Source organism: Exiguobacterium marinum DSM 16307 (assembly GCF_000620845.1).
In the GTDB taxonomy this organism is placed as follows: domain Bacteria; phylum Bacillota; class Bacilli; order Exiguobacteriales; family Exiguobacteriaceae; genus Exiguobacterium; species Exiguobacterium marinum.
The window spans coordinates 1,823,565-1,841,059 of record NZ_KK211189.1 but is presented as its reverse complement, the minus strand read 5'-3'; the positions used below and the strand labels follow the sequence as shown (position 1 = coordinate 1,841,059).

Sequence of the window (17,495 nt, the reverse complement as noted above, 5' to 3'; positions counted from 1 at the left end):
ATGGATTACAAAAAAGAAGCAGCATCGATCTTAGAGGCGATTGGTGGGAAAGAAAACGTTGCGGCAGCCGCCCACTGTGCGACTCGCCTTCGACTCGTATTGAACGATGAGTCGAAGGTCGATGAGAAAGCTCTCGAACAACTCGATGTTGTCAAAGGGACGTTCTCTACGGGAGGACAATACCAAATCATCATCGGACAAGGTACGGTCAACAAGGTATATGCCGAGTTCTCACAGATGACTGGTCTTGGAGACATGTCAACGACAGACGTGAAGTCAGCCGGAGCGAAAAAGATGAACCCGCTCCAACAGTTCGTCAAAATGTTATCGGATATCTTTGTTCCAATCATCCCGGCCATCGTCGCCGGCGGTCTCTTGATGGGGATCAACAACTTATTGACGGCACCGGATTTGTTCTTTGACGGACAATCGTTGATTGATCAGTATCCAGGCATGGCGGATCTCGCAGCGATGATCAATACGTTCGCAAACGCTGCCTTCGTCTTCTTACCAGTACTCATAGGGTTCTCCGCAGCCAAGCGGTTTGGTGGTAATCCATATCTTGGTGCGGCACTAGGAATGATCATGGTTCACCCGGACTTGATTAACGCATATGCACAGGCAACGGTTGAAGACATTCCGGTTTGGAACATCTTCGGTCTTGAGATTGAAAAGTTAGGATACCAAGGACAAGTCTTACCAGTCCTCGTCTCGACGTATATTTTATCGAAGCTTGAAATCAACATCCGGAAGTTCATGCCGGCGTCACTTGACATCTTGCTTACGCCATTACTTTCACTTCTCTTCACAGCGTTCATCACGTTCGCTTTCGTGGGTCCAATCACACGTGAAGCAGGGAACCTAATCATTGATGGATTGGTGTGGACGTATGATTCACTCGGATTCGTCGGTGGCTTGATCATGGGTCTTCTCTACGCCCCAATCGTGATCACAGGGATGCACCATAGCTTTATTGCGATTGAGACACAGCTTCTCGCTGATATCGCCGAAACAGGCGGATCGTTCATCTTCCCGATCGCTGCAATGTCGAACGTCGCGCAAGGAGCGGCTACTCTTGCGGTCTTCTTCTTGACTCGCGATAAGAAGATGAAAGGTGTAGCTTCTGCATCAGGGATTTCAGCATTACTTGGAATCACAGAGCCTGCCATGTTCGGGGTCAATTTAAAACTTCGTTATCCGTTCGTTGCAGCCATCGTCGGTTCAGCCATCGCGTCCGCGTTCATCGTTGGAAACGACGTATTGGCAGTAGCGCTTGGTGCTGCTGGATTACCAGGGATCATCTCAATCGCACCGGGGTCAATCATCTCGTATATCATTGGCATGGCGATTGCATTCGCTGTGACGTTCGGGTTGACATTCATCCTTGCGAAACGACAAGCAAAAAAAGAAGCGGTCAAACAAGCCGCGTAACGAAAAAGGAAGTGACACTATGAATTGGACGAAGGCCGAACGTTATCGTTCACTCCGTGACGTGAGCGCCCTCGAGATGGAGGTGCTCCGTGCAAAGACGACCGCATCCCCATGGCGGTTTGGATACCACATCCAGCCGCCTACGGGCCTCCTCAACGACCCGAACGGCTTCACGTATTACGATGGAGAATACCATTTATTTTATCAATGGTTTCCGCTAGGGCCAGTTCACGGTCTCAAACATTGGTACCATGTCAGTTCAACCGATCTCGTCCATTGGACAGACCGCGGGGTGGCGTTAGTCCCTGAAACGAAAGAAGATTCCCACGGTGCCTACTCTGGAAGTGGTTTCGTTGTAGACGACACCCTTCATGTGATGTATACCGGGAATCATCGCACAGACGATTGGACGCGTCACGCCTCGCAAATTATCGGTGTATTGCGTGACGGGATGATTGAACGTCGCAATGTGGCCATCCCGGATATTCCAGCAGGCTATACGGAACATTTCCGTGACCCGAAGGTGTGGGAAGAAGATGGAACGTATTACGCGATTGTCGGTGCGCAACGCACGGATGAGACGGGATGTGTCGTCTTATATCGTTCGACAGATTTAAATGACTGGACGTTTTTAGGTGAAGTAAAGACCGAACTCGAAGAGTTTGGTTACATGTGGGAATGTCCTGATGTGTTCGAACTTGACGGGAAACACGTGCTCATCTTTTCTCCGCAAGGGATCAAGCCCGAGGGTCATCGCTACCACAACATCTATCAGTCCGGATATTTGACCGGTGACCTCGACTTGAATACGAGTACATTCAACCACGGTGCATTCGAAGAATTGGACTTCGGGTTTGACTTTTACGCCCCGCAAACGACGGAGCATGATGGCCGTCGCATCTTAGTCGGTTGGATGGGCTTACCGGAGATTGAATATCCGACAGACCGGTACGGCTGGGCGCATGCATTGACGCTACCTAGAGAGCTGTCTCTTGAAAATGGCGTATTGAAGCAACGACCAGTCCCTGAAATGAAGCAACTTCGAACTAATCAGTTCGTAAATGAATCAGGCGCGCATATCGAAGTGATTTCGCCCGAACGTTATGAATTGGAATTGTCGACGTCCGGAGAAGACTTCGAGCTCGAACTGTTGAAGACAGAAGATGAGTCGCTCGTGATTCGGTACGAGAAAGAAACACAGGAATTGACCATCGATCGGACGAATGCGGGTGAACCGTTCGCAACCGAGTTCGGGACGACCCGAACAATAGTGCTCGATGTCACATCTTTACATCTGTTCGTCGACTCGTCGAGTGTCGAATGTTTCGTCAACGACGGTGACGCCGTGGCAACGCTTCGTGTTTTCCCAAATGATGACGAGAAACGGATTCGCTATGTCGGAGAGGATGCAACTTTGGTTGGTTGGAAATATGAATGAGTGTAAAAGCTGAGCGATTGCTCGGCTTTTTTATTTTGCAAATGTTGAAACCGTTTTGATTGATAATACGTACATTAGACGAGAGGAGTGAAATGATGGATAAATGGATTCGGTGGGCAGGTGAAATTCGTAAGGCGACATTGTCTTATAAAATCGATACAGAAGAACTGGAACGAGAAGAAATGGAACGCGTGATGGTGGCGGAGTCAACGGAGCGTGGAACATTCAATCCAGAAGTAGCGTTAGAGTTTCACGAATTGGATCAGGTTAAGGTGTTCGCGGAAATGCTACGAAGTTCAGAAGAAATCGAAGAAATCGAAATCGAAGTGGCACCCGATTTTGATCTTACGGTGCAATATAAAGGTGGAGAGAAAGAGCGTTATCAGCTTTGGCTCGGTCAATTGAACCGTCCAAGTGTACTCGCGGGATTTAATCGAGCAGGCAGTCTATGGAAATTGCCAGAACATACGACCAATCATTTGATACAAGTTTTGGGATTGGATGGTTAATAGAGAAAAAGCACCTCTTGTGTTGAGATGCTTTATGAGTTAAATCGGATGAATCGTTCGATTTGTCGCTCTGACTTTCTCGCGTGCCGTCCGACCCAAATCAAGTGACCGGGACTGTTCAGAATCGATAGTTGAGCATGTGGGATTAAGCGCTTCGCGTAATGGGCATGGCGAACCGGAACGGCCTTATCGTTTTTGGAATGGACGATATAGGTCGGGCAGGTGACACCGAGTAAGACCTCACTTGAAACACGTTGTTTCAAATCGAACTGTGCACCGAGTCCAAACGCCATCTGATTCGCGACACGTTTAAGGAGGAAGATGTCGTAGGGTGACACCTCTTCTCGAATCGTCTCGAGTGCCAACACACTTGTCGATTGGATCATACGGGCTGTCGCTTCGAATGGATGTTTTTGAATGGCACGAGCGATGAACTGTTTCATGATGTATTGAAGTGCGATAAATGCGGGTTGGACAACATTTCGACTGACCGTGTCCCGATATGGAAAATCGACGACACTCGTCACAGCGGCAGCGAGTGTCAAGCTGAGTACACGCTGATTCTGTGAAGCGAGCTCGATGGCGGTCGGTCCTCCTGCAGAGATGCCATAGACATGATACCGCTCAATCTGTAGCATCTGCATCAAGTGATGGAGTTGTGTCGCAAACGCTTGAGGAGATGCTGAAAAAGAGTAGGGAGTTTCTCCATATCCAGGCCGAGATGGGACAATGACCCGGAAACCGGACAAAACGAGTTGGTCCACATGGTATGGTTCTAGACTTGAGGATTGGGTCCCATGAATCAGTACGATGACGGGACCGTGACCACGGTCTATATATTCGATTTTTGAGCCGTTGACGTGTGCATAATATTTCACTAGAGATGGCGCCTCCTTAAACAGTTTGTAATGGAAAATACCTTTATTTCGTGGAAATAAAATGATAATGTCTGTTTATACATAATTTAGATAGAGAAACGAAAGGGGATAGAACCGTGAATAACCGAGAGCGGTTACTTGAAGTTCGACGTTTCTTCGAACGTTACACGGACGAAGCGAATCCAAAGACACTAGAAGATTTGCTCGAGTACTTGTCAACGATTGGAGATACTTCTAAGTTAGCAAAAAAATCGGTGAAAGACGATATCCAGGCACTGAATAATTCGGGGTTTGAAGTGCAGGATGAATTGGAGAAGAATGGTCTCGCCAAAAAATATTGGCATTCGGCCCGCTTATTTGAGATTCATGAACTTCGGATGATGGTCGATGCGATTGTCGCAGCGAAATTTATCTCGGAAGACGTGACCGAGGAAATCGTAGAGAAGCTTCAAATGCTGACGAGTATCCCTGAAGCGAAGACGCTACAATCGATCATCAAGACGCCGAAGAAAAAACACGGACACATTCCTTACCATATCGACCGAATCCAACGAGCTATTCATGAGCGAAAAGCCATCTCGTTCCAGTATACAGATGTCGTCGGATTCGATGTGACGAAACGAACGTTCCCGCTTCGCCGTGACGGAGAACGATACGTCATCAATCCGATTGACTTGCATTGGAATCACGAGCAGTATTACTTGATCGGTATTGACGAATCGATTGGAGAAGTGCGAAACTACCGGGTCGACCGAATCGTCAACTCAGAGATTGTGGAAGACGGCACCATCCGTCCGAAACATCACCTACCTGATGATTACTATCAAAAGTCGTTCAATATGTATAACGGTTCTGACGAACAAATTGTCTTGTCTGTAGACGAACGAGTACTCCCGGTCATCTTTGATAAGTTAGGGGAGGACGTTTCTGTGTCGGAATATGAAGAACGATTCCTCATCCGTTTCGATGCGGCCGTATCTGACGGATTCATTTACTGGTTGCTCTCATTAGGCGCACAAGTAGAAGTGGTCGAACCGCTCACACTTCGTGACCATATGAAAGCCACGATTGAGAAGATGGCAACTACTTATGAATATACAAGCATTCATTCATCCATCGAGTAAGCAGATATGCTATACTGCTTGCGACACTAGATGAAGGGGGACAGGCGGATGTTGAATTGGATGCCATTGATCATTCCGATTGTCGCTGTCATTTTCGTAACGATCGTCGCAAGACGCGCCATGAAAATGGATAAAGAGAATTAATAAGAAGAGACATCGTCCAGGACTGGGAGATGTCTCTTTCGCTATGGAGGTAGAACGTGGATACGATTACGCATACGTTATTCGGTTTGACACTATATGGTGCAGCCGATAAACGTGATTTACAACAACATGAAAAACGAGCCTTGTTCGTCACGACACTCGTCGGGAGCCAAATCCCGGACAGCGATGTGATTTCTCGGCTATGGGACACAGAAGGCATGTATCAGATGTGGCATCGCGGCATCACCCACTCGATTTTCCTCGTCCCGCTCTTTGCCTTGCTCATCTACATACTCGTTCGTCTTCTCTTTCGCGTGACAGATATCCGCTATTTTTGGTGGGCACTGTTGTCCGTGTTCATACACAACACATCTGACTTGTTCAATGCGTGGGGGACGGGCTACTTTGAACCGTTCTCGGACGTGAGGATTACGTTTGGTGTGATTCCAATTGTGGATTTCGTCTTTTGGGGGATCTTCTTGGTCGCCTGGCTCGTCGCCCGTAAACAAGAAGTCCGCTATAAGACATATCGGTATGCATGGGCGTCTCTCGTTTTGTATGTCGCGATTCAAAGTGCGCAAGGAGCTTACTTGTATCAGACATATGCAGATGAACATGACGAAGTGGCGCTATCGGCTTCATTTATCCCAACTCAGTTCACCGTCATCACGAAGACTGACGAGAACGTATCGCTCTTTAAAGATTCCATTTATCAAGAAGCGACCTTGCAATACGAATTGACGAGTGCCGAAAAGACGAGTCTTGAGCCATTGTTTGAAGCGAATCAAGAGGCGCTTACTCTGACAAAATGGTCACCGTTCGTCGTCATCGTGACAGACGAAGAACGGCTCGGCGTCTTTGACCCACGTTTTTATGACGGAGAGTCTTCATTTTTATACGAATATATCGAAAGGTAGGGCAACGGATGGGACGTATACGTTATCTCTTTATCTTCGCTTACGAACAGGCACTCAGTTGTATCTTTCCGGTCGCCATCTTTGGTGCGCTTGCCGTCACAAAGTTTGTCGAGTTGCCACTTCCTCGATATGACGTCTTACTCATCTGGTGTTTGTTCGTCCAAGTGGTCCTCGTGAAAACGGGACTCGAAACGATGGAAGAAATGAAGGTCATCAGCTGGTTCCATGTCATCGGTCTTGGTCTTGAACTATTCAAAGTGCAGATGGGGTCATGGAGTTATCCAGATGAGGCGTTCACGAAAGTGTGGGGCGTCCCGCTCTATGCCGGATTTATGTATGCGAGCGTCGGAAGTTATGTCGTTCAGGCGTGGCGTCGTCTCGATTTACAGTTCACGAAAATGCCGAACCCGATCATCGCCTTCGGACTTGGCATCACGATTTACTTCAACTTTTTTTGGCATCATGTGTGGCTAGACCTACGATGGCTATTGATCGCACTCATCTTTTTGGCGTTCGGCCGTTCGATTGTCTCGTATAAACTCGATGACCGTCGATTCGAGATGCCGGTCGTCCTATCGTTCTTCTTGATTGCTTGTTTCATCTGGCTGGCAGAAAATATTGTCACCTTTTACAACGGCTGGGCGTATCCGGATCAGTTGAACGGTTGGGCCCTCGTCGATTTAGGTAAACTGTCGTCATGGTTCCTACTCGTCATCATCAGCATCCTCCTTGTCGCTTGGCAAAAGCGAAAACTGGAATATGAAATAACTTAAACTCGACTTGTGTCGAGTTTTTTGATTGAGAAGAAGAATCGAATCCTTTTTCGAGGGAATTCGTATTAAAGATTGAGGTGATTGGGTTGTTGGAGGTTGTATTCTATTGGTTGATTGGATTATTGTGTCTAGGTTCACTTGTCATCTATTGGATGGATTGGCGCAAGACACGCAATCGTGTAAAATTAGGCCAAGCCGTTCTCGCGGGCATCGCGTCAATTGTTCTTGTTGGAATGGCAGGTATGGAAACGTATGACCGCATGACGACGAATTACATCGTCGAGACCGGAGAGTGTTATGTCGTTGATGACCGATCATCGAAAGGCCCATCGAACGTGACGCTGTGGTTCGGTGAGCGGTCATACGACTTCAAGGAAATTCCGGACGTTACATATGGTCCAGGATATGTGTTTACATGTCGCGCGACGATGACGAAGCAGATGCAATCAGGAATCGATTATGAGTTGCGCACACGAGATGGTGAATTATTGTATTCAACCAAGTTAGAGGATTGATGAGGTGACGGATACTTACTTAAATTAGAATTCGTCAATTTTGAATTCACTTTTGAAAATGTATGAAAAAAGGAGAAAGATGTAAATAATTAAAGGGTAAATGGTATATTATACGTATGAATCATCATGGGGGGCATTGAGTTGAAGAAAATGCTTATTTGCTTGATCTTATTGATTGCGACCTTGAGTGGCTGCGGATTGGGTGCATCGCAACAGATGCCAATCGAACTGTATAGTGGAAAACCCTTACATATCGCCGTGATCGGGGAACTACCGGAAGTTGAACTAGAACAGGTGAAATTCAATACGATATCTTTTCAAGAGTTAGAGAATATCAATACTATTTCTTCTGCATATGATGCCGTCTGGATCATGAACAGTCAATTTGATATAGCGGATCAAGAGAGATATGTAGAAGTCTATACAGCTTTAAGTATCCCGATCTTCTTTATCGGTACGAAAAAGAGCTATCTTCCATTCGTATTTGAAGATATGACTTATAATGATGCACCAGACATTCCAGGCGACTATGTCGCTGGTTATTTGCAAATTGACCAGGAACAGTTTCAATTCTGGGGTTTTGAGTTGAACGACAACGAAGTAACCGAGCGGAATGTTTTAGATGCATATATGCGAATTTTTACAGTGATTAGTGAGTTACAGTAGTTGAGTAAGTAGGAACATCGCTCTTAAGTGCGGAATTTTTCGACATTTTTGGTCAAGTTGACATATAAAGCATCTACTGAATTTGCACGTGTAGCAATGAATGTAGGTTGTGACATCGAATCATTGTTAAACGAAAACGTGTTCGAGGCTAAAAACATAGCTTCGTACACGTTTTTATTGTCATTTTTTCTTATATGTACGCGATAAAAGTAGCATGATGCTGATAAAAGCTAGTCCTCCTACCATATTTGTTACGAACAATATGTAGTGAGACGAGAAGAGACGTGATGTGGCCTGGTATAAAAATGAAAATGCAATCACTACAAAAATGAGAATTCCAAAAGGGTTAGCGAAAGTCGCAAATAATTTATTTTCCATAGTCACGCTCCACTTATGATTATTTACTTTTTCGATTGCATCATGCGTGTCCGTTTTCTCTCTAAAAATATCGGAAGGAGATTCAAGAAAATTGCGGCAATCGTCAAGAACCATAGCGCACGCGACATGCCGGGTACGACATCCGATATGGCAGCCCAGTCCTCAGACTCCACCCACATATTGAGCAAGCTATACTCGGCGCATAGCGTGAGAGCAGTCAAGGATAAGGCGATTGCCATTGTCAGTTTATAATCTTTCTCCATCATAAAGACAGTCAAGTTCAAAAGCGTGGCTCCAATCGCTGCTAGTCCAAATATAATCCACATGTTTCAACCTCCTAAATATTTCTACAAATTCATGATAGCATACATTGTGATCCACATTAATTTCTGAAAATTGTTTCTATTCACATAATAATTATGCTAGAATCAATAGAACGTGTCTTTGGATATAATTCCCTTTACAAAATGAAAGAATACCGGACATCCTTTCACGCGTTTGGTTGAGATAAGTAATTTAAAGGAGACAGAACTATGGGCTATATTGCACGGAAATCTGCACATCTTGTCATCGCATTTTTTGTCTTGATTGCGATTAGTGCCTTACCGACGCTCGTCGTTCAGACCGATTTTAGTCTGACGAATTACTGGAGCGGCATCCAACAACAGTTGGACCAACTGCAAAAGCTTGACGAGATTACATACTACAACATCACCGCTCAAACAGATTTACCTTTGTTGCCGGAACTTGGACCGCTCGTCAAAGAGTCGGTCATCATTTTTACGACAGCACTCGCCCTGTCGACTATGCTTGGTCTCATGTATGCCTACTTCTATTATCGTAGCGGTAGTCGTGTTCGCACGGTTCTACACCAAACGAGTCAGACGCTTGAGATGGTGCCTGATTTATTTTGGTTAATCTTTTCACAGTTTCTCGCCATTTCCATACATAAAGCAACGGGATTTGACCGAATTGAAGTAGCTGGCGGGTTTGCCGAATACATACGATTTCTACCGATTGTCACTTTGACACTTACGACATTGTTCTTTTTTATCAAATGGCTGACCATCCATATCCATGAACAAGAGGCCATCCCTTACCTTGAACTTGCCCAAGCGAAAGGGATTCGACCGAGTGGACTATTTTGGAAGCATTTGTTGCCGAACATCATCTATCGCTTTTACCTCTTTTTTCGTTCAAACCTCATCACCATCTTATCGACGCTTCTCATCGTCGAATATTTATTTAACGTCCAGGGACTGTTTCGATTCGCCGCCTACAATCCACAGATGGAGATCTTGCTCGTCATTTTATTCGTCATCTATATCCCGATTTTTCTGTTGGATCTATTCATTGAGTGGATCATTCCGAATGCCTGGAAAGGAGGGATTTGATGCGTCGAGTATTATTACGTGATCCGATTTTTATCGTCTGTTTCGTCATCGTAGTCGGTCTATTGTTGATGAGTTTTGGAAATACCGTACTTCGTGATGGGAACGTTGACCAAACCCTTATGCTCTACTCGGATGAGGGGAGACTCATCGGAATCCCACCACTTGAACCGTCAAAAGATCAGTGGCTCGGGACGGATAATGCTGGATATGATTTGTTTCAGATGTTCGTCGAAGGTTTTAAGTGGACTGTCGGGATTTGTGCGATTGTCGCGCTTGGGCGCATGACGATCGGTTTATTGGTTGGGATTCCGCTTGCTTTCCGCGGAGCACGATTAAATCACTTCTTTAAAACGTTGCTCGATGGATTCTTGATTTTACCGATTTCTTTACTCGCATTGATGATGCTCGCGTCGACGATGACATTTTGGGATTCGACACAAGTACCTCCACTATTGGAGCGAGTGAAGATCGAGCTAATCGTCTTAGTCGTTCTCGGACTACCTGCCGTCACGTTATATCTCATCACTGAGATTCGCCAATTGCTACAACAAGAGTTCATGATTGTTGCCGAGACGCTTGGTGGGAGTGTCTGGCATCGTGTGAGACTACATCTCTTGCCCCATCTGATTCCGACGCTTGTCATCGTCTTTATGCAACAGTTCGTGCAGACGCTCATGTTGCTCATTCATCTTTCGTTGTTTGGGATTTTCTTCGGAGGAACGGTTCTATTACATGAAGGGATCATGCCGACCGTCTATGAATGGTCTTCGATGTTTGGATACTACTTCAGACAATTCACAGCAATGACATGGATGACAAATCATCTATTCCTTGTCCCGGCGATTGCGCTCGCTGCGCTTATTTTTATCTTTAATGTATTGACGAGTCGACTCGAACGGGCATTCCGCCTACGTCGCCAAGAACCGAGGGTGACCGAGATGAAATTTGCACAATCGGAAGCGGCAGCCGCGTCACTCGACAATCCGTTTTCACTCGTCGATGTGAGTTTATCAGTAAAGAATGAACCGGATGATCTCTGAAGATATCATCTGGTTTTTTTTATGTGCCAAATCGACTGAACGGTCACGATTGCGGGAACGTATATAACAGAATGAGGTGGTTAGTCAATAAAGGAGTGAATCGACGTGAAAGCTGCGATTTGTACCGCATATGGGGGTCCAGAAGTGATCGTCATCCAAGAAGTGGACCGACCGAAGCCGAAAAGCAATGAGCTGCTGATTCAAGTACATGCATCGGCCGTTCATTCAGGAAATCGGCGACTTCGTGCACTGGACGTTCCTGCACTCGGAAAACTACCGATGCGAATGGTAATGGGGTTCAAGGCGCCAAGACAACCGATCCTTGGTGTCGTGTTGGCAGGTGTGGTGGTAGAGGTCGGTGGCGGTGTAAAGAGTTTTCAAGTAGGAGACAACGTCTATGCGCTCACGGGAATGCGGTTTGGCGGATATGCAGAATTCGCTTGTGTGAAAGAATCAAAATGTGTGGTTCAGATGCCTGAGCATGCCAGCTTTATTGAGGCGGCGGCACTTCCATTTGGAGGGACAACCTCGTTACATTTTTTACGGAAGGCACACATCGACCGGGCGAAGAACGTTTTGATTTATGGTGGCGCAGGTGCTGTCGGTTCGACTGCCGTTCAGATTGCGAAATATTTTGGTGTACATGTCACAGCAGTTTGTCACGAGCGGAACGTGGATCTCGTGAAGCGACTCAGGGCTGATGTGGTCGTCGATTATACGAAAGAGGGGTATGACTTTGAATTAAATACGTATGATGTGGTCTTTGATGCCTCAGGGAAAATCGATAAACGATTAGCGAAAGCCCATGTGAGCGAGAACGGGACATTCAGTTCTGTTGCGGGACAGGGACCGGCGAGTGAACGCAAAGAGGATTTGATATTTTTGAACGAATTGTTTGAATCAGGAGCATTGCAACCCGTCATTGATACGGTTTATCCACTCGATGAGATTGTTGAGGCACACCGATACGTCGAACAAGGTAAAAAATTTGGGAATGTGATCGTGACAGTCAATTAGGAATAAACACCAGAGGATGAGTTGTTGATGCCATCAAGTGCAACGGATGGAACGCATGAATACGGATATCTGTTGTGTAGGGAAATCTTTATTGGTTTAGATGGATAAAAGACGCATGATCATTTGTCTATCATTTTCAATCCGATCGGGGTTGGGATGTTTATTGAATCATGCCTATAAAATAATGTTATTTCACATACCATCAGTGTACAACTTATCATTGAATTGAACCTAGTACAAAATTGTAACCGAGGAGGAATATCATGAGAATCACAGAAGTTACACTTTACACGAACCGGCTTGACGAAATGAAACATTTCTATTCGGAAAAGCTTGGACTATCCGTCGTTGACGAAGATTCGACCCGATTGCGAATCAACTTAGGGGAAGATACCTTGATATTTCAAGGGGCAGTAACGGACCAAGAGCGACAATACCATTTCGCAATCAATATTCCGGCTAACCGGTTCAAAGAAGCGAAGGAATGGATCATGTCACGTGTCCCGCTTTTAACCGAAGAGGGGGAGGACGAAATTTATTTTGAAGGAATCGATGCATCATCGCTTTACTTTTACGACGCGGACGAGAATGTCGTTGAGTTGATTGCTCGACATTCGATTAATCCGGAAAGTAACATCGAGTCCTTTTCGTCAAATGAATTTCTTGGAATCGGCGAGATGAGTTTGACGGTAGAAGACCCGTCTCTCGTCGCTCAAACGTTTGAAAAGATTGGTGTGGAGCGGAGGGATGGTAACCCAGTCGACCCCCATCATTTAAACTTCATTGGTCCTCCAAATCACGATACATACATTCTGCTCGTACCTCGAGGGCGCGTTTGGCTCTTTTCACCAAAATTGTCGATTCCGAGCCCGATTCAGATGGTACTTGGTCAACAATACATCGTCGAAATGGATGAGAAACACGAATTTCATATTCACTCCATCAAAAAATGAGTTCACGATTGAACTCATTTTTTAGTCTTTAGATTCGACATATCGATGAATTTCTTCTAATCGTATGGTTGCGTTCTCTAAGTTCACCTCAAACGATTTGTCTGAGCATGGAACTTTAAGAGCTTTGCCATTTTGAAGAGAATAATCTAGTAATAATGGTCTGATTCGTTCATGTACAATTTGTGCATTTTCGATGGAGGTTCGAGGGAAAATCATGGCGAACGTGTCTTGTGCAACCCGATATTTCTTATCTGTTCGTCGAGTCGCTTCATGCAGCTCGTCACTAAAATAGTCCAAAAACCACTCATATTCACTTGAACCGTACCGTTTCTCAAAATCATCGAGAATCGGCAATGTGATGAATGCCACCACGAACGTTTCACCGTGGCGAATCAACCGATCCCGTTCAGCCTCTACATCCATCAAAAACCGATCTCGGTTATCAAAACCGGTCTCCGGGTCGATTGCAATCAACTGACTGACTCTCGCTTCCGCAACCTTTAGTGAAAACTGGGCATGAAACAGGTTGACTTGTAGCCAGTAAGACAAACCCGTCAAAACCGCTAATAGTAATAAAATGTATAGTTGCGCGGTAGCGGCCGTCGCATACACAGGCATGTTGATTAAAAAGTAAGCTGCGAATCCTAATAGAACGAGTACACCAGACCCGCGATGTATGAGCAAAGTTGAAAGATAAAGAATCGGAATACAGATCATCCACCAAACAGGTAGATGATTCACGATCAACAGAGAGGAAAATAGAATACTACATGTCAACGATACAACGATGAGTGCAATCAGTTGTAGTGACATCGCTGTCCATAGTCTCATAAGTATCCTCCCTCTTGAAAGAAATATATTGCAATAGTAACACTATTATCCATTTTCCGAAATAGTGATTGTTCAAACCGATTCAAACACTTGATTCATTATAAGTGATTCATCCTGTTATGAAAGGCTTATTTTTGAAAAGACGTGAATGTTTCCGAACACTTCTTTACGAAAAGAAGAATGAATGATTGGTGTATAATGGAAATCGAGGTGATGGCATGAATCGAAAACACATATTGCTCGTCGGGGGGACGGGGATGTTGGCAGGACTCACATCTTATTTAGCGATCGAACATGATGTCACGGTCATTGGACGGGATAAAGAAAAAATGGCAAGCATCGTAAAACAGAATCCTGAAACGTGTCATCCACTGATTGTTGACTATCGCGAGGAAGAAGTACTTTCAAACGCACTACAGCGAGCAGTGAAACAAAACGGTCCGTTTGATCGAGTCATCGCCTGGGTGCATCGTGGCTCAGGGAGAGCGATGCAACTCATTTTGGATCATTCGGAGACTGCAGAGGTGATACATATTTTAGGTAGCCGGGCGAATCCGGAGTATGAGAAGGGCGCTTTATATATACATGAACAACAAACATATCGACAAGTTCAATTAGGTGCGAAACATGATGCAGGAAACTTACGCTGGTTGACGCATGAGGAAATTGTACACGGTGTGATTGACGCCATTGAGCACTCATCCGATTATCAATTAATCGGTCAATTGGTAAATAAGGGAGGTATGAATGGATGAAACAGTGGATTGGATCAGCTGCTTTATGTATGAACGAAGAAAAGAAAGTCCTGTTCGTAAAGAATCGTGACGTACAACAATGGAGTTTGCCATCAGGTGGTTTAGAAGATGGGGAAACGCCGGAACAATGTTGTCTGCGTGAAGTGTTAGAAGAGACGGGCTATCGCATTTCGATTGATCAACGACTACATATCAAACGAGCTATCATCTCAAGTTATCGAGTCGAAACGCACTATTTTTCGGCAACGTGTGACGAGCGGATGGCGACCGCAACTATCGACTCGGACATCGATGAAGTCAAATGGTGGTCGATTCATGAAATAGAGCGATTGGAACTTGCATTTCCAGAGGATCTTGAGCTGATTAAACGGTGGAGTATATGAATAGTTTGATTGAAGTCAATGGACATCACATGGAATATCGGTTATTCGGTTCAGGGGAACGCCTTATCGTGATCACGACAGGTATGGGAGGTTCATTCGAAGAGTGGGTTTCTCTTTCTGAACAATTAAGTGAGTCGTATCAAGTATTACTTTATCATCGTTCCGGTTATGGTGAGAGTGAGATGAATAGGCGTTCGAGTCGAACGTCATCTCATCTTTTTGAATGTACTGAATTATTGAATACCCTTCAGCTAAATCAACCAATCATATTAGTCGGTCATTCTTACGGAGGTCTGTGCGCGCAACACATGGCCAAAGTTTTTCCGAATAGAGTAGGAGGCATCGTACTCGTCGATTCTACTTCCCATGATTTTTCTATATTAGACGACATAGAAACCCCGGTGATGGACCGTCAATATTCAGATGAAGATTGGCGGACGATGTGCCATTCCTATGCAATCCTTTCAAAAGAAGAACTAGTGAAAGTTCATCAGCCAGAACTTTCACTTGAGCAACAAGGCTTATCATCAGATGCACGCGCACGTCTTAAACGATTTTATCAATCTCCGCAATTGTATAAAACGATGTTGGAAGAAGAATCGTTCTGGTGTGATGACGCCGCGATCATCAAACAAATGGGCACTTTTTCATCGATTCCGTTAATTGTCATCGGCAGAGACCATGAAGCGATGATTCAGGAAGGAATAAATGGAGGGGTGCCTGAGTCAGAAATTCGCTTACTAGAAGAGACATGGCATGAACTCATTCATCAACAATTGAGTTTATCGAATCAATCGGAACTCATCATCGCGGAGAATGCAGGACACCAAATTCACTTGCAACGACCAGACATTATCATCGAGGCCATACATCGAATCGAACGAGCCAGTCGCATTTAAACGACCGGCTCATGAATCAAGACGCTTCTTCAATTTGATTTTGAGTGAAATACTCCCGTTTCAAAGGATCGCGCATGACATACATCGTGTAACAACCGATTAGGAAGAAGGCAATCGAGAATGCGAGATAGACCGGGCGAATCCCAATCATTTCGGCAAGGAGTCCAATCCCGAATGTGAGGACGATGACGAGTAGCGACTCTGCCACATTGATAACGCCCGAGAACCGACCCATGATTTCGACAGGAACATGGTGTTGATAGAATGACAAAAATCCGGTATTGGCGAACGCAAGCGCGAACGTAAGAATAAAAAATCCGATGGAAGCTATCGTGAACGAAGAAGAGCCTGCGAACAGGAGATAGCCGACCGGGGTCATGATTGCCCCGAATCCGATACAAAACGATAAGGATAAACGGTGACTCCATCTTGAATTGATGAGTGATCCAACGATAATCCCAATCCCAGCGATACTGACGAGAAACCCATATCGGCTCTCAGACAAGTGAAGGACTTGGGTCGCAAATGACGCTTCCAACGAATCGAGTCCAGACATGAAGATGGTCATGAGACAGAACAATCCATAAATGAGCGTCACATATCTGGCATTCGAAGCGAATCGGATAACGACCTTCCAATCGTCAATAATCATCCGAATAGAGAATGGTTCAACAGACGCTTCTACTCGAAGATGAGATGGAAGGCGCGATAGCATAGCGACCGAGACAACGAGTGCGAACGCGTTCACGAAAATTGCGGTTGTTGGACTCCCAACTAGGAAGAGTAGTCCGGCAATTGTTGGACCTAAAATAAACCCGGATGACTGTACAAAGTTCTTCATCGCATTGAACTTTTGTCGATTCGAGGCAGGTACGAGTCGCGTCATGTAGACCAGACTCGATGATTCGAATAACGAGCTCATAACGTTGAGAAGAAAGACGATCCCGTAGATGAGCCACAGTGACTCGATCCAGCCTAAGCTGAATACGAGGCTCGCACGTAGACCATCGAGTAACATCATCAGTCGCCTCGTATCGACCCGGTCAATCAGGCTACCTGACCAAAGATTGGAGATGAGCGATGCGAGTGGGACTAATACATAGAGAATCGATACGGCGAAAGGGGATCCCGTCATCTCAAGTACAATCAAGTTGAGCGCAATAAAGTATACCCAGGCACCGAGATTTGAGATTCCGACACTGACGAGCAGTAGCGCAGAGGTTTTTCGAAACGATTTCAAGCGTATCACTCCTTCTATTTTTGATCACTTTCGGCACGAAAAAAAATCCCACCCCCAAGAACGAATTCTTGGGGACGAGATTCTCATCGTGGTGCCACCCCTGTTCGTCCGCACGTCACCGCACGAACCTTGTTCGGTACTGCCGAACGAGTCGGACTATACCTCAACTCTATAACGGGAGTGCCCGTCGCCATATCCCTCGGGGTGAGT

The 17,495-nt window shown here is 45.4% G+C and carries 19 protein-coding genes and 1 other annotated feature (1 of these 20 only partly in view); of the genes, 15 read left to right on the top strand and 4 right to left on the bottom strand.

Going from position 1 to position 17,495, the window contains the following annotated elements:
• From P400_RS0109810 to P400_RS0109800, 3 genes are all read left to right on the top strand, one after another.
• Positions 1-1,431 carry a sucrose-specific PTS transporter subunit IIBC gene (locus tag P400_RS0109810; protein WP_026826023.1) on the top strand — a complete coding sequence of 477 codons (1,431 nt, stop codon included), beginning with the start codon at positions 1-3 and terminating at the stop codon, positions 1,429-1,431.
• 19 nt (positions 1,432-1,450) lie between these two features.
• The gene (locus tag P400_RS0109805) at positions 1,451-2,869 is read left to right on the top strand and encodes a glycoside hydrolase family 32 protein (protein ID WP_026826022.1); all 1,419 of its coding nucleotides are present in this window, start codon (positions 1,451-1,453) and stop codon (positions 2,867-2,869) included.
• Positions 2,870-2,964: 95 nt separating this feature from the next.
• Positions 2,965-3,378: a hypothetical protein gene (locus tag P400_RS0109800; RefSeq protein ID WP_026826021.1), complete on the top strand. Its 414-nt coding sequence runs from the start codon at positions 2,965-2,967 to the stop codon at positions 3,376-3,378.
• A gap of 32 nt (positions 3,379-3,410) precedes the next feature.
• Here P400_RS0109800 and P400_RS0109795 read toward each other — a convergent pair whose 3' ends face one another.
• Positions 3,411-4,256 (bottom strand): alpha/beta fold hydrolase, encoded by an 846-nt coding sequence (locus tag P400_RS0109795; protein WP_026826020.1) that lies wholly within the window; start codon positions 4,254-4,256, stop codon positions 3,411-3,413.
• Between the two features lie 116 nt (positions 4,257-4,372).
• Between P400_RS0109795 and P400_RS0109790 the strand changes: the two genes are divergently transcribed.
• The 5 genes from P400_RS0109790 (at position 4,373) to P400_RS0109765 (ending at position 8,395) form a co-directional block, all read left to right on the top strand.
• A complete protein-coding gene (locus P400_RS0109790; protein ID WP_026826019.1) occupies positions 4,373-5,380 on the top strand; it encodes a helix-turn-helix transcriptional regulator in 1,008 nt (335 codons plus the stop codon).
• A gap of 200 nt (positions 5,381-5,580) precedes the next feature.
• Complete coding sequence (locus tag P400_RS0109780; protein WP_026826018.1) at positions 5,581-6,441, top strand: metal-dependent hydrolase; 861 nt, start codon at positions 5,581-5,583, stop codon at positions 6,439-6,441.
• Between the two features lie 8 nt (positions 6,442-6,449).
• Positions 6,450-7,214 (top strand): DUF817 domain-containing protein, encoded by a 765-nt coding sequence (locus P400_RS0109775; RefSeq protein WP_026826017.1) that lies wholly within the window; start codon positions 6,450-6,452, stop codon positions 7,212-7,214.
• Positions 7,215-7,303: 89 nt separating this feature from the next.
• Positions 7,304-7,729, top strand: coding sequence for a hypothetical protein (locus tag P400_RS0109770; RefSeq protein WP_026826016.1), 426 nt, complete (start codon positions 7,304-7,306; stop codon positions 7,727-7,729).
• Between the two features lie 141 nt (positions 7,730-7,870).
• Positions 7,871-8,395, top strand: a complete 525-nt coding sequence (locus tag P400_RS0109765) for an LptM family lipoprotein (protein ID WP_026826015.1) — start codon at positions 7,871-7,873, stop codon at positions 8,393-8,395.
• A gap of 401 nt (positions 8,396-8,796) precedes the next feature.
• Here P400_RS0109765 and P400_RS0109755 read toward each other — a convergent pair whose 3' ends face one another.
• Positions 8,797-9,099 carry a hypothetical protein gene (locus P400_RS0109755; RefSeq protein WP_026826013.1) on the bottom strand — a complete coding sequence of 101 codons (303 nt, stop codon included), beginning with the start codon at positions 9,097-9,099 and terminating at the stop codon, positions 8,797-8,799.
• Positions 9,100-9,306: 207 nt separating this feature from the next.
• Here P400_RS0109755 and P400_RS0109750 point away from each other — a divergent pair, with 207 nt between their 5' ends.
• The 4 genes from P400_RS0109750 to P400_RS0109735 all read left to right on the top strand — a co-directional run bounded on the left by P400_RS0109750 (position 9,307) and on the right by P400_RS0109735 (position 13,177).
• Entirely contained in the window at positions 9,307-10,167 is an 861-nt protein-coding gene (locus tag P400_RS0109750) for an ABC transporter permease subunit (RefSeq protein WP_026826012.1), read from the top strand.
• Positions 10,167-11,207 carry an ABC transporter permease gene (locus P400_RS0109745; RefSeq protein WP_026826011.1) on the top strand — a complete coding sequence of 347 codons (1,041 nt, stop codon included), beginning with the start codon at positions 10,167-10,169 and terminating at the stop codon, positions 11,205-11,207. Before P400_RS0109750 ends, P400_RS0109745 begins: the two co-directional genes overlap by 1 nt.
• Before the next feature lie 105 nt (positions 11,208-11,312).
• The gene (locus P400_RS0109740; protein ID WP_026826010.1) at positions 11,313-12,224 is read left to right on the top strand and encodes an NAD(P)-dependent alcohol dehydrogenase; all 912 of its coding nucleotides are present in this window, start codon (positions 11,313-11,315) and stop codon (positions 12,222-12,224) included.
• Between the two features lie 263 nt (positions 12,225-12,487).
• Positions 12,488-13,177, top strand: coding sequence for a VOC family protein (locus P400_RS0109735; protein ID WP_026826009.1), 690 nt, complete (start codon positions 12,488-12,490; stop codon positions 13,175-13,177).
• A 21-nt stretch (positions 13,178-13,198) separates the two neighbouring features.
• Here P400_RS0109735 and P400_RS0109730 read toward each other — a convergent pair whose 3' ends face one another.
• Positions 13,199-14,008, bottom strand: coding sequence for a GGDEF domain-containing protein (locus P400_RS0109730; protein WP_026826008.1), 810 nt, complete (start codon positions 14,006-14,008; stop codon positions 13,199-13,201).
• Between the two features lie 218 nt (positions 14,009-14,226).
• Between P400_RS0109730 and P400_RS0109725 the strand changes: the two genes are divergently transcribed.
• Genes P400_RS0109725 through P400_RS0109715 form a run of 3 tightly spaced genes read left to right on the top strand, consistent with a single transcriptional unit; the run spans position 14,227 to position 16,045 of the window.
• A complete protein-coding gene (locus tag P400_RS0109725; RefSeq protein ID WP_026826007.1) occupies positions 14,227-14,763 on the top strand; it encodes a Rossmann-fold NAD(P)-binding domain-containing protein in 537 nt (178 codons plus the stop codon).
• Complete coding sequence (locus tag P400_RS0109720) at positions 14,760-15,146, top strand: NUDIX hydrolase (RefSeq protein WP_026826006.1); 387 nt, start codon at positions 14,760-14,762, stop codon at positions 15,144-15,146. The genes P400_RS0109725 and P400_RS0109720 overlap by 4 nt, the downstream gene beginning before the upstream one ends.
• Positions 15,143-16,045 carry an alpha/beta fold hydrolase gene (locus P400_RS0109715; RefSeq protein WP_026826005.1) on the top strand — a complete coding sequence of 301 codons (903 nt, stop codon included), beginning with the start codon at positions 15,143-15,145 and terminating at the stop codon, positions 16,043-16,045. Before P400_RS0109720 ends, P400_RS0109715 begins: the two co-directional genes overlap by 4 nt.
• A 16-nt stretch (positions 16,046-16,061) precedes the next feature.
• Here P400_RS0109715 and P400_RS0109710 read toward each other — a convergent pair whose 3' ends face one another.
• On the bottom strand, positions 16,062-17,294 hold the full coding sequence (locus P400_RS0109710) for an MFS transporter (RefSeq protein WP_235181847.1): 1,233 nt from the start codon (positions 17,292-17,294) through the stop codon (positions 16,062-16,064).
• 58 nt (positions 17,295-17,352) lie between these two features.
• Positions 17,353-17,495, bottom strand: a binding site (T-box leader); it runs 111 nt beyond the window's last position.

What these genes read in the sequence shown, in the direction of transcription:
- P400_RS0109810 (WP_026826023.1), top strand. Translation starts at nt 1, where the DNA reads ATGGATTACAAAAAAGAAGCAGCATCGATCTTAGAGGCGATTGGTGGG.
- P400_RS0109805 (WP_026826022.1), top strand. Translation starts at nt 1,451, where the DNA reads ATGAATTGGACGAAGGCCGAACGTTATCGTTCACTCCGTGACGTGAGC.
- P400_RS0109800 (WP_026826021.1), top strand. Translation starts at nt 2,965, where the DNA reads ATGGATAAATGGATTCGGTGGGCAGGTGAAATTCGTAAGGCGACATTG.
- P400_RS0109775 (WP_026826017.1), top strand. Translation starts at nt 6,450, where the DNA reads ATGGGACGTATACGTTATCTCTTTATCTTCGCTTACGAACAGGCACTC.
- P400_RS0109755 (WP_026826013.1), bottom strand. Translation starts at nt 9,099, where the DNA reads ATGTGGATTATATTTGGACTAGCAGCGATTGGAGCCACGCTTTTGAAC.
- P400_RS0109750 (WP_026826012.1), top strand. Translation starts at nt 9,307, where the DNA reads ATGGGCTATATTGCACGGAAATCTGCACATCTTGTCATCGCATTTTTT.
- P400_RS0109745 (WP_026826011.1), top strand. Translation starts at nt 10,167, where the DNA reads ATGCGTCGAGTATTATTACGTGATCCGATTTTTATCGTCTGTTTCGTC.
- P400_RS0109735 (WP_026826009.1), top strand. Translation starts at nt 12,488, where the DNA reads ATGAGAATCACAGAAGTTACACTTTACACGAACCGGCTTGACGAAATG.
- P400_RS0109730 (WP_026826008.1), bottom strand. Translation starts at nt 14,008, where the DNA reads ATGAGACTATGGACAGCGATGTCACTACAACTGATTGCACTCATCGTT.
- P400_RS0109725 (WP_026826007.1), top strand. Translation starts at nt 14,227, where the DNA reads ATGAATCGAAAACACATATTGCTCGTCGGGGGGACGGGGATGTTGGCA.
- P400_RS0109720 (WP_026826006.1), top strand. Translation starts at nt 14,760, where the DNA reads ATGAAACAGTGGATTGGATCAGCTGCTTTATGTATGAACGAAGAAAAG.
- P400_RS0109715 (WP_026826005.1), top strand. Translation starts at nt 15,143, where the DNA reads ATGAATAGTTTGATTGAAGTCAATGGACATCACATGGAATATCGGTTA.